Genomic DNA, 12,145 nt, shown 5'->3' with positions numbered 1-12,145 from the left:
TAATTAGTATAGGACAATAAAATAGAAAAAGGCAATCAGAAAATCTGACTGCCTTTTTACCAGCTTCCAAAGAAGCTTCACTTTGGGTTAGTGTGGTTATGTGGTTAGAACGAAACTCCAAATACAAGGAATAGATTTTCTGCCATTGGGTTAGCGATAACAGAAGCTGATACTGGTAAAGAGAATTTATCGGTAATTGCAATTTCTTTTGATGCAGTGAATCCCATGTTTACAAAACCTGCAGTATCTCCGTAAAAACCTGACTCACCTTTCGATTCGTCGGCATCTATTGGAGTAAAACCTGCAAATAAATCAATAGCTACTTCTTTATATTTAAAGCCATAGCCCAATTCAATATAAAGTGAGTTTTGCTGATCACCATTTGTATCTTGGTCAGCACCCCAGAAATTCATGGCAGCTAATATGCTAATTGGAAATCCGTCACTCCCGTTAAAAGCTAAAGTAGCTTCCATGATATGTCCGGTAGATGCTTTTTTGTAATCAAAATAACTGTTGTTAACAGCAATTCCATCGGTTGGGAAAAAATAGTCAGTAACAGTAGCAGTGAATAGATCGTCTGCAAAAGTGTAGGATGCATAAAGATCGGCTTCGGCTCCGTCAGCACCATTCTGTGCGTAAGATCCCCAGGCGCCAAGAGCAAACCCGCCGTTGCTGTATTCAACAGAAGGCTGGATTACGGGGCCTGTTGAAAATTGAGTTCCTCTCCAAACATATCTGTTCATTAAATCCGCTCCAAACGAAATTTCTCCGTTTCCTGATCCTTCCTGTGCAAACAGGCTTCCTGTTACTACAAGAGTACCTATAAGTAATGCGAAAAATTTTCTTGCTTTCAACATAGTAGTAGATTTTAGATTAATAAATGTGGTAATAGTTAATATGAATAAAATGTGGTTTCTAATTGTTTTATGAATTTTGCTAACCCACCCCCTCTTTTGAAGGGGGTGGTGTTGGCTTGAATCAACTAATTTCTATCCTAACCCTATTATGATGGGGTTTCGATTTCAAAAGTATGAAAAAAAATTACAATTACTATTTTAAAAGGGGGTGTTTGTTGAAAAAAATGCAATTTTTTCAATGCAAAGGTTTTAAATGAGGGGGTGCTGTTGAAAAAAAGTATTTTAATCAATTGTGGGGTGTTTTTAGGATTAAAATTGATTAGCTGTTGATGATGTTCAGGGGAATGGGTTAATTAAGTTTGTGCTTGTGGAACTTTTATTTTGGGTTTGTTTTGGTGCAGGACTAAAATTGAAGTTTAGGAGAGCCTTATTTTTTATTGATTATAAATTATGATGTTTTAGCAGGAATCTTTATTGTGTCTTGTTAAAAATCAAGATATTCGTATAGTGAAACTATATTCAATAAATAGAAACAATGGAAAAATCGATTAAAGGAACTCAAACTGAAAAGAACTTATTGAAAGCTTTTGCTGGAGAATCTCAGGCAAGAAGCAGATATACTTATTTTGCAAAGCAAGCTAAGAAGGAAGGGTATGAGCAGATTGCTGCTTTGTTTTTGGAAACAGCAGAGCAGGAAATGCAGCATGCAAAACGATTCTTTAGCTTTTTAGAAGGAGGAGATGTAGAGATTACAGCTTCTTATCCTGCAGGAAAAGTGGGAACTACAGCTGAAAATCTAAAGGCCGCTGCAAATGGGGAAAATGAAGAATATACAGAGTTGTATCCAGAATTTGCTCGTATTGCAGAAGAGGAAGGTTTCAAGAAAGTAGCTTCTGCTTTTAAATTGATTGCCAAGGTTGAGCAGGTGCATGAAGAGAGATATTTGAAACTATTGGCTAATTTGGAAGAGAATTCTGTTTTCGAAAAAGAAGAAAATGAAAAGTGGTATTGTCGAAAGTGTGGATATGTTCATGAAGGTAAAAAAGCACCAAAGAATTGTCCGGCATGCGAGCATCCTCAGGCGTACTTTGAGATTAAAGGAGAAAATTACTAGTATATTATATATGAAAAGAGACTCAATTGAGTCTCTTTTTTTTATTCTTTTAACAGGTCCGGGCGCAATCGCCTCGTCCTTTCGTAGGCTTGTTCTTCTTGCCATTTTTCAATTTTTTTATGGTCTCCTGATATCAATATATCCGGTACCTTCCATCCTCTGAATTCTGCAGGCCGAGTGTAGAGAGGTGGAGAAAGCAGATTGTCCTGGAATGAATCTGTGAGAGCAGAAGTTTCATCGCCCATAGCACCAGGTATAAGCCGGATTACGCTGTCTGCAATAATGGCGGCGGCTAATTCTCCTCCGGTTAAAACAAAATCACCAATCGAAATTTCTTTAGTGATAAAATGATCACGAATTCGCTGGTCAATTCCTTTATAATGCCCGCAAAGGATCATGATGTTTTCTTTTATCGATAAGGTATTTGCCGTTTTTTGATCGTAAAGATCACCATCGGGTGTGGTAAAAATGATTTCGTCATAGGTTCTCTGAGCAGTTAAAAACTCAATTGCTTTAACGATTGGCTCTAGTCTCATAACCATTCCCGCTCCACCGCTAAATGCGTAATCATCAACCTTTTTGTGCTTGTCTTCAGAGTAGTCGCGAATGTTGTGGATATGGATTTCGGCAATGCCATTATCCTTTGCTCTCTGAATTATGGAGTGATTAAGGGGGCTTTCCAGCAGCTCTGGAACAACGGTAAGTATATCGATTCTCATTTTTTAAATTTTGTGTAAAAGTATGCAACCCAAGCTTGGCTTGCAAGAGAAATTGAAAGACGATCCATGTAATTCTAAAAACAGGACAATATGTCATTGTGCTTTACGAATAAGCAGACAGGTTGTCGTAAGTTTCAGGGGTTTTTCTGTCATTAATCAGTAAAAATACCGGTTGGTATAAACTTTGGAAATAACAGGATGAAAATGAAAATTATTTTTGGATTCCGGAGCCCCAAGAAGATAGTATTAACTTATAAAAGGTAAACGTTATGACAATTTTAAGATACTCAAAAGGAACAAACGATTTTTTTACAAATCAAATAATGGATCAATTGTTTAGAGAAACAAATGGTAGTTTGCAAAATTCAGCACAAAGAGTTGCTTCTTTGAATCCACGTACAAATGTTGTAGATGAAAAGGAAAAATTTGTGATTGAAATGCTTATCCCGGGCTTTTCAAAAAAAGATGTGGCTATAAAAGTTGAAGATGGTTTTTTAAAAATTACCGGAGAGAAAGAGGACGTTGCAGATAGAACATACTTAAGAAAGGAATTTGGTGCAACTAAGTTGGAGCGAGCCTTCAAGCTTTCGAAAGGAATAGATCAGGAAAGTATTTCTGCAGAAGTTCGGGATGGAATTCTGTTTGTTAGTCTTCCAAAATTTAAGGAGGAAGAGCTTAAAGTTAAAGAGATTACAATTCAGTAATTTAAAAAAAAAATCAGATAGTTGTTTAGGCTTTTGTCAGGTGTGAGAATGCTAAGTAGGAAGCCGTAATCTGTTGCATGAATTGTTTATTTTACAAATAAAATAAAAATGTTAGATTTATTAATTTGTTAGTTTTAGTTAAGGGGTTCGTGTAGTGCATGAGCCTCTTTGTTTTTATAAGGAAAAGAAAAATGTTGAAAATCTTTGAGGATTAACACTTAATTAGTTAAATTCGTAAGGAATGGACCTAAAATTCCTTTGAAAATTGTATTGTTAACAAGGCACTTAAATTATTGAGTTGCTACTCTAATGCAAACTACATGAAAGCAAAAGATCTATCGAACCTCTCACATGAGAATGAAGAGAATGAAAATTTAGATACACCTGAAGCAGGTGGTGATTCTCATGAGAATGAATCTGTTGAAGAAAAAGCGACAGAGGATCAGTCTGTAATAATGGAAACTCCTGAAGATAAAAAGGAATCTTCCGAAATAATAAATGAGGATATGGAATCAGAAGGGGAGGTTCCCGAAATAGAAGTTAAAGACGACGAAGATGTTTCTGTGGCTGAGGTTGCAGAGGAAAAATCTGTTGATGATTCAGAAGATCAGAAAGAGATAGTAGAAGTGCAGGCAGAGCCCGATTATACAATAATGGAAAAAAGTGAGTTGGTTGACCGCTTAACTCTTTTGCTGGAGCATAAGCCTGCGAAAGGTTTAAAGGGCAAACTGGATGCAATAAAACACAATTTTTATAAAAAGCACAATGAAGAGGTTGCCGAAGCCAAAAAGAAATTTTTGGAGGAAGGGGGAAAAGAGGAGGATTTTGATTTCGGAAAAGATGAATTAGAGCTGAAAATGAAGGAACTGCTTCATGATTATAGAGGGAGCCGGATCGTTCAGACCCGAAATTTGGAAGAGGAAAAGGAAAATAACTTACAGATTAAGTATCAGATTATTGAGGATATAAAGGATCTGGTAAATAGAAAAGAAGCTTTTGATAAAACTTTTCAGGAATTTAGAGATTTGCAGAAAAAATGGCACGATACCGGTATGGTTCCTCAGGCAGCTCTTAAAGGTTTGTGGGATACATATCATCATCATGTTGAGAATTTTTACGATTATATAAAAATTAATAAAGAGCTGCGTGATCTCGATTTAAAAAAGAATTTGGCAGCTAAGGTTCGTTTGTGCGAGGAGACTGAAAAATTATTGGAAGATCCGTCGGCAGTGAAGGCTTTTAATACTTTGCAAAAATATCACGAACAGTGGAGAGAAATTGGACCGGTTCCCCGTGAACAAAAAGAAGAGATTTGGGAACGATTTAAGGAGGCCACAACAATAATTAACCGAAATCACCAGGAATTTTACGAAGGCTTAAAATCAGAACAAAAAACGAATCTTGAGAAAAAAGAGGTTCTGTGTGATAAAGTGGAATTAATAGCTAATTCTAATATTGAATCTCATAAAGATTGGAACTCAAGTTCTAAGGAGATTTTGGATTTGCAAAAAGAGTGGCGAACTATTGGTTTTGCACCTAAAAAAGACAACAATAGAATTTATCAGCGATTCAGAACTGCCTGCGATCTGTACTTCGATAAAAAGCGTAAGTTCTATTTGAATCTGAAGGATCAGCTTGGTGATAATTTGGAGAAGAAAACTGAATTGTGCGAGCTGGCAGAGAGTTTGCAGGACAGTACAGATTGGAAGGAAACAACAGACAAGTTAATCGCTATTCAAAAAGAATGGAAAAAGATAGGGCCTGTACCTCGTAAGGTTTCAGAAGAATTGTGGGTTCGATTCAGAGCTGCATGTGATAAGTTTTTCAGCAATAAATCGAAACATTTTGATCATGTAGATACTGATCATGCTGAAAATTTGAAACTTAAAGAGGAAGTGATTGATAAGATTCGAAATTTTCAATTTAGCGATGATGATGAGGAAAATTTAGCCGTTCTTCGTGAACTTCAGAAAGAATGGACACAAATAGGGCATGTTCCTTTTAAGAAGAAAGATAAAATACAGGAGGATTTTAGAAGAGCATTAAACGCTGTTTATGACAAGATGGATCTGGAAACAGAGGATAAGGAAGTTCAGAAATTTCAATCAAAAATTGATAATTTCCTAAGCATGAATCATTCTGAAGACAAAATTATTGGCGAGAGAAATAAAATTGTCGGTAAAATTAAGCAGCTGGAAACTGATATAGGCTTATGGGAAAATAACATTGGATTCTTCTCTGCCTCAAAAACATCTGATTCTATAGTTCAGGAAATTGAAGAGAAAATCGAAAAAGGAAAACAGAGTTTGAAACTTCTTCAGGAAAAATTGAAAGTTATTGATGGGTTGGTTTCATAGAATAAATTGATCGGAATAAATATCATCCTCCATTTTTTACAGTGGAGGATTTTTTTGATTAAATACAAAAGCTTTGAAGACTCTAACTATCAGATATATTTCAGGTTAATTTAGGGAAGAGTAAAACGTATGTATTTTCTCATTTTCTATATGGAAAATATCTGAAAAGCAGGATTCTCTAAATTTGATCTTGTGAAACATGGAAATAGTTTCCTAAAAATGCATAAATTAACTACTTTTGCACCTTTAATAATTCATAAAACGTTCAGCAAGTGTCAACAACCAAATACATCTTCGTTACAGGTGGGGTAACCTCCTCATTAGGAAAAGGAATAATAGCATCATCATTGGCTAAATTATTACAAGCCAGAGGTTATTCTGTTACCAATCAGAAACTGGATCCTTACTTAAATGTAGATCCAGGTACATTAAATCCTTACGAGCATGGTGAGTGTTTTGTAACCGATGATGGGGCTGAAACCGATTTGGATTTGGGACATTACGAACGTTTCACCAACATTCCTACTTCTCAGGCTAATAATGTTACAACAGGTAGAATTTACCGTAATGTTATTAATAAGGAAAGAAAAGGAGATTTTTTGGGAAAAACAGTTCAAATCATTCCTCATATTACCGATGAAATTAAGCGAAATATCAAAATGCTTGGTTCCAAGCATAAATTTGATGTAGTAATTACTGAAATTGGTGGTACTGTTGGAGATATTGAATCTTTACCATACATCGAAGCTGTTCGTCAGTTAAAGTGGGAATTGGGACGCGATGCCATTGTAATTCACCTTACGTTGGTGCCATATCTTGCTGCTTCGGGCGAACTAAAGACCAAACCTACTCAGCATTCTGTAAAATCATTGTTGGAAACAGGAGTGCAGCCGGAAGTTTTGGTGTTACGTACCGAGCACGAATTGCCTAATGATGTTCGCAGAAAGGTAGCATTGTTTTGTAATGTTGAACCAAATGCAGTTATTCAGTCGATTGATGTGAAAACAATTTACGAGGTTCCTTTAAAAATGAGAGAGGAAAAACTCGATGTAATTGTTTGCGAAAAGCTTGGTTTGGATTTAAGAAAAGAGCCTAAATTAATTGAATGGACTAAATTTTTGAATCGTTTACAAAATCCTAAATCAGAAGTTAAAATTGGTTTGGTAGGAAAATACGTTGAATTACACGATGCTTACAAGTCAATTGCCGAGTCGTTTTTACATGCGGGTTCGGTAAACGAATGCAAGGTAAATATTCAGTGGATTCACTCCGAAAAATTGACCGATAAAAATTATCAGGAAGAATTAAAAGACCTAAAAGGAATTTTGGTTGCCCCGGGTTTTGGTCACAGAGGTATAGAAGGAAAGATTCTTGCCACTAAATATGCCAGGGAAAACAACATTCCTTTCCTTGGAATTTGTTTAGGTATGCAGGTTTCGGTAATCGAATTTGCGCGTAACGTATTAAAATTGGAAGATGCCGATTCCTTAGAGATGAATCCTAAATCTCCTTATCCGGTAATCGACCTTATGGAAGAACAGAAAAACGTAACTGAAAAAGGCGGAACTATGCGTTTGGGAGCTTACGATTGTGTTTTGAAAGATGGTTCGAAAGCATTAAAAGCATACGGACAAAAGGAAATATCAGAACGTCATCGTCACCGTTACGAATTTAACAATGAATATTTAGAGCAATACGAAGCAGCTGGAATGAAAGCCACAGGAATGAATCCTGATACAGGTTTAGTTGAAGTTGTTGAGTTGGAAGGACACAAATGGTTCGTTGGGGTACAATTTCACCCCGAATACAAGAGTACTGTTATCAAGCCACATCCTTTATTTGTAGAGTTTGTGAAAGTGGCAATGGAGGAAAAATAAGAGTGTCACGAGTCTTTATGCATTTAAGGATCTCCGGGGAGGTGTTTTGAGAAGCATATGTACTCGTTACTTTTAAGAACATAAGATTAAAAAAAATACAAAATGGATAGAAATTCGATTTTTGGCTTGTTGATCATCGGAGCGATTTTGATTGGGTATACGTACCTGACAAAGCCATCTGAAGAGGAAATCAAGGCCATAAACACCAGAGACTCAATTGCGCGGGTTGATCGTTTGCACAAAGAAGAGGTCGAAGCTGCCAGACTGGAAGGCTTAAAGGCACAATATGCTAAAGTAAAAGAGGATACTGTTGCAATGAAAGAAACCTATGGTGCTTTTTCAGGTGCGGTAAATCAGAAGGAAGAATTCATTACTCTTGAGAACAAATTTGTAAAGCTAACTCTGAATACCAGAGGAGGACGAATTCAGAATGTTCAGTTGAAGGAATTCCAAACACACGATTCATTGCCATTGTTATTATGGGCTGAGAAAAACTCTAAGTTTGGATTAACCTTTTATGCCGAAAACAAGCCGATGAGTACTCAGGACTTGTTTTTTGTTGAAGCAAATGGTGCCACTTCTGTAAATGCAACTACCTCGGAAAAAGGGGTTAGTATGAGATTGATGGTTGGAGATGATAAGTACATTGAGTATAAATATACTTTGGCTCCCGATTCTTACATGGTTGATTTTACCGTGAATCTGGTAGGAATGCAGGATGTGATTTCGCGCAATTCAAATTTCGTTACTTTCAATTGGCAGGAAGATATCCCAAGACAGGAAAAAGGACGTAAGTTCGAAAACCAATACACAGCTTTGTATTACAAATTTTTCGAAGATGAAGTTGATAATTTGTCTGCTGCAGGAGAAAAAGAGGAAGATTTGGCTACAAAAGTAAAGTGGATTGGATTTAAGCAACAGTTTTTCTCTTCCGTTTTAATTGCTGGTGATGCTTTTAAAGGAGTGAAGTTGAAGTCTGTTGATATGGATGAAAACTCTACAATTTTGAAGAATTTCTCTGCTGAAATTTCGTTGCCATACGCAGGAACTCAATTGGAAACACATCCAATGAAATTCTATTTTGGCCCCAATAAATTTAATACTTTACGTGAGTACGGTAAGAATTTAGATGGTCATGATATCCAATTGCATAAGCTGATTAATTTAGGTTGGTCAATATTTGGATGGATAAACAGGTATTTTGTGATTCCAATCTTTAACTTCCTGGAAGGATTTATTTCTAATTACGGAATCATTATCCTGATTTTAACCATCATCATTAAGTTGCTTTTGGCTCCATTGACATACAAGTCGTATATGTCGACAGCAAAAATGAAGGTGTTGAAACCTCAGATTGATGCGATTAATGAGAAAATCCCGAAAGACAAAGCAATGGAACGCCAGCAGGCAACTATGGCTCTGTATAAAAAAGCAGGAGTAAACCCAATGGGTGGATGTTTGCCAATGTTGGTACAGTTCCCATTCCTGATTGCCTTGTTCCGATTCTTCCCGGCATCATTCGAATTGCGTCAGCAAAGTTTTCTTTGGGCAAGTGATTTATCGTCATACGATTCAATCATGAAACTACCTTGGGATATTCCATGGTATGGCGATCACGTAAGTTTGTTCTGTTTGTTGATGGCAGGTACCAACTTAGTGTACACCAGTATGAACGGACAGATGCAATCATCGAATCAGATGCCAGGTATGAAATACATGATGTATTTAATGCCGGTAATGTTCTTAGGATGGTTCAATAATTATGCATCAGGTCTTTCTTACTACTACTTTATTGCAACCTTATTTACTGTTCTTCAAACCATAGCCATTCGTAAATTTATGGTTGATGACGACAAGGTATTGGCCATGTTGGAAGCAAATAAGAAAAAGCCGGTTAAGAAATCGAAATTCCAACAACGTTTGGAAGAAGCCGCTAAGCAAAGAGGCAAAAAATAAGATCTTATTACATTGATATATAGAAAGAGCTCCGGTATTGGAGCTCTTTTTTTTTGTTTTGCAGTTCCCTCTCCTTCAGAAGAGGGCTAGGGTGTTTTTGCCAAAGGGCCAGGGTGAGGTGTTTCGAAAAGATCAGTCTGAGGTTTTTATATTGAGAGAAGTTTTACAATTAGTAAAAAGTAGGGAGAGGTATTATTCAATAATAAACGATTAAACACAGGAAGTTTAAGTTGAATATAAAAAACACTTTAACAGAAGATTATTTGTTTGTTATGATTTTAAAATGTGTCAGGCTGTGGCACTCCAAGTAAACAGTGAAGATGTAGATTTGTTGAATATAAATCATTGAAAAAAAAGTATAAAATATGATTAGCCGATATCCGATGGTGAATTCACTGTTTGCAGGTAAGCATCTCATTATTTGTGATGAAATGATTAGTTCCGTAAATAAGCAGGATAGTTGCTGTTGATTGTTATTTGTTTGTATCGTTAGATAGAAGGTGTGGTTATTAAGAGTCGGTCATCTTCTTTTAAATGAGAATGAATAGGGAATTATTTTTTTTGGTTGCATTAAATATGATTAACTTAAGTATTGCTAAAAATGAATAATCTCATACCTGTTTGAGCAATATCTTTAAAGCGAAAATAATTTGAATGAAAACCGGGATAAATGGTGTTGTAAGGATTACTTGATTCGTTCACGTAACATTTTACAAACGGGAAAATTGAATACAGCCAAATGTTGTCCCCTGATTATTTGTAAAACACGAAACAAACTATATCTGTCAAAATCAAAAATAAACAAGCATGGAAACTAAATTTGAAGCTTTTGAAAGTATTGGACTTTGCTTTAGTGGTGGAGGATATCGGGCCACGTTTTTTTCATTAGGAGTAATATCTTATTTAAATAAGATAGAATTTAAGAAAAAGCCACTCCTTAGCAATGTTGAGGCCATTAGTTCGGTTAGTGGAGGCACGTTGCTGGCAGTGGCTTATGCAAAAGCAGTTCAGGATCCCAATTTCAAATTCGATTCTTTTTACGATCGTTTTTATTCAACATTTACTCCCGGGTCAGACCGGCTGCTCGAAAATGCAATTTCAAAATTGGAGGATAATTCAGTCTGGAAGAACAGCTCGTACAAAAAGAGATCATTAATCAATGCTTTCGCTCTGGCCTATTCCGATCTAGATATATTTAAGGGGAAATTTGAGATGTTTAAAAATATGACCTCTTTAAATTTAAAGCATGTTTGTTTTAATGCTACTGATTTTTCTTTCGGATTGGCCTTTCGGTTTCAAAGTACCGGAAAGTTTGGAAACAATCCATTGAATTGTGCTGAGCTAAATAAGATGAACGGAAAAATTGACCTTGCAGACATTGTAGCGTCATCATCATGTTTTCCGATAGGTTTTGAACCATTGCTATTTCCTGACGATTACTTTAAAGACAGGAATGATTTAGACTATAAAGCTTTAAAAAGGCTGGACAACTTTGCCAAAGGTGTTGGTATAATGGATGGAGGAATCGTCGATAATCAAGGCATTGGCAGCATGATGAACATCAACAAATCCATGGAAGGGAAACGCGGTAAATCATTGGATTTAATTATTGTGAACGATGTAGGGAGTTATAAAATGGTTCCCTGGCTGAGCGATTCTTCTACCGATTCATCCCAGGTAACAGTTCAGAAAATGGCGCTGAAATGGCTAAACTACTTCAGGTTTCACTGGGCATATTGGGCAACTCTGTTGGCAGGCATTGTGTTGATGCTGATTAATTCTTTGGAATTGATTAAGGGCAGAGCCTGGCCGTCCATCTATGTGTTGGGGGGAGTAGTAACAGGTATCGGTTTTTGTTTATCCTTAATCGGTTTTGCAGCAGGGCATCTAAAGAGTGATGTGCTGGGAAAAGTGAAGTCAGTATTCGAGAAGAATGTTCCGGAGGAGTTGTTGGACGAAGTGATGTCTTTTCAAAGATTGGATATTGATTTGGTGAAAAGAATGCTGATTGAAAGAGCCACATCGGGGGCTAAAATGGTAAGTGATGTTTTCCTGAAACAAATCAGGCGGTTAAATTACAATTTGATTTACTCCAAAGAGGAATTGAAAAATAGAATCATTACATCCACTGTATATAAACTGAACGGCAAAGAAACCTTGTACAAAAACAATTTCAAGCACAACATACAAATCACCCCGGCGGGAAAACAACTGAAGCAGGTTGCATTAATAGCCTCTGAAGCTCCAACATCACTATGGTGGGATAAAGAGGATGTCTCTACCGACAGAATGGATTCTCTCATAGCATGCGGTCAGTTTACCACTTGCTACAACCTGATGAATTATATTTTAGAGCTGAAGGAGAATGATATCTCTTCGAAAGAAATAGATGACATGTACAAGCTGCTCGAAAAAGATTGGAGAAAATTCAATAAGAATCCATTGTTTATGGTGTAGCAAATTATCACCCGTTGAAATGGTTGATGCGATTTCATGAAAGTCAAAAAATCATGAAAAGCATCCGCCCGCAATTATCAAATTAAATAGTTTCAAAACAAACA

The 12,145-nt window shown here is 36.4% G+C and carries 8 protein-coding genes; 6 read left to right on the top strand and 2 right to left on the bottom strand.

Annotated features, from left to right (window positions below):
• Positions 1-104 precede the first annotated feature (104 nt).
• Complete coding sequence (locus GQR60_RS00210; RefSeq protein ID WP_124991014.1) at positions 105-857, bottom strand: TorF family putative porin; 753 nt, start codon at positions 855-857, stop codon at positions 105-107.
• A gap of 535 nt (positions 858-1,392) precedes the next feature.
• Between GQR60_RS00210 and rbr the strand changes: the two genes are divergently transcribed.
• The gene (rbr, locus tag GQR60_RS00205) at positions 1,393-1,971 is read left to right on the top strand and encodes a rubrerythrin (protein WP_124991013.1); all 579 of its coding nucleotides are present in this window, start codon (positions 1,393-1,395) and stop codon (positions 1,969-1,971) included.
• A gap of 41 nt (positions 1,972-2,012) precedes the next feature.
• Here rbr and trmD read toward each other — a convergent pair whose 3' ends face one another.
• Positions 2,013-2,690, bottom strand: coding sequence for a tRNA (guanosine(37)-N1)-methyltransferase TrmD (gene trmD / locus GQR60_RS00200; protein ID WP_101308950.1), 678 nt, complete (start codon positions 2,688-2,690; stop codon positions 2,013-2,015).
• A 269-nt stretch (positions 2,691-2,959) separates the two neighbouring features.
• Here trmD and GQR60_RS00195 point away from each other — a divergent pair, with 269 nt between their 5' ends.
• From GQR60_RS00195 to GQR60_RS00175, 5 genes are all read left to right on the top strand, one after another.
• Positions 2,960-3,394, top strand: coding sequence for an Hsp20/alpha crystallin family protein (locus GQR60_RS00195; protein WP_124991012.1), 435 nt, complete (start codon positions 2,960-2,962; stop codon positions 3,392-3,394).
• Between the two features lie 320 nt (positions 3,395-3,714).
• A complete protein-coding gene (locus GQR60_RS00190; protein WP_124991011.1) occupies positions 3,715-5,751 on the top strand; it encodes a DUF349 domain-containing protein in 2,037 nt (678 codons plus the stop codon).
• Between the two features lie 272 nt (positions 5,752-6,023).
• Positions 6,024-7,628 carry a CTP synthase gene (locus GQR60_RS00185; RefSeq protein WP_124991010.1) on the top strand — a complete coding sequence of 535 codons (1,605 nt, stop codon included), beginning with the start codon at positions 6,024-6,026 and terminating at the stop codon, positions 7,626-7,628.
• Positions 7,629-7,730: 102 nt separating this feature from the next.
• Positions 7,731-9,584 (top strand): membrane protein insertase YidC, encoded by a 1,854-nt coding sequence (gene yidC / locus GQR60_RS00180; RefSeq protein WP_124991009.1) that lies wholly within the window; start codon positions 7,731-7,733, stop codon positions 9,582-9,584.
• 807 nt (positions 9,585-10,391) lie between these two features.
• Entirely contained in the window at positions 10,392-12,041 is a 1,650-nt protein-coding gene (locus GQR60_RS00175; protein ID WP_124991008.1) for a patatin-like phospholipase family protein, read from the top strand.
• Positions 12,042-12,145 lie beyond the last annotated feature (104 nt).

The sequence above is a fragment of the Labilibaculum euxinicum genome (assembly GCF_009795715.1).
GTDB classification, from domain to species: domain Bacteria; phylum Bacteroidota; class Bacteroidia; order Bacteroidales; family Marinifilaceae; genus Labilibaculum; species Labilibaculum euxinus.
Note: the sequence above shows the minus strand (reverse complement) of the source record. Positions and strands in the feature narration are given on the sequence as shown.

What these genes read in the sequence shown, in the direction of transcription:
- GQR60_RS00210 (WP_124991014.1), bottom strand. Translation starts at nt 857, where the DNA reads ATGTTGAAAGCAAGAAAATTTTTCGCATTACTTATAGGTACTCTTGTA.
- yidC (WP_124991009.1), top strand. Translation starts at nt 7,731, where the DNA reads ATGGATAGAAATTCGATTTTTGGCTTGTTGATCATCGGAGCGATTTTG.
- GQR60_RS00190 (WP_124991011.1), top strand. Translation starts at nt 3,715, where the DNA reads ATGAAAGCAAAAGATCTATCGAACCTCTCACATGAGAATGAAGAGAAT.
- rbr (WP_124991013.1), top strand. Translation starts at nt 1,393, where the DNA reads ATGGAAAAATCGATTAAAGGAACTCAAACTGAAAAGAACTTATTGAAA.
- GQR60_RS00195 (WP_124991012.1), top strand. Translation starts at nt 2,960, where the DNA reads ATGACAATTTTAAGATACTCAAAAGGAACAAACGATTTTTTTACAAAT.
- GQR60_RS00175 (WP_124991008.1), top strand. Translation starts at nt 10,392, where the DNA reads ATGGAAACTAAATTTGAAGCTTTTGAAAGTATTGGACTTTGCTTTAGT.
- trmD (WP_101308950.1), bottom strand. Translation starts at nt 2,690, where the DNA reads ATGAGAATCGATATACTTACCGTTGTTCCAGAGCTGCTGGAAAGCCCC.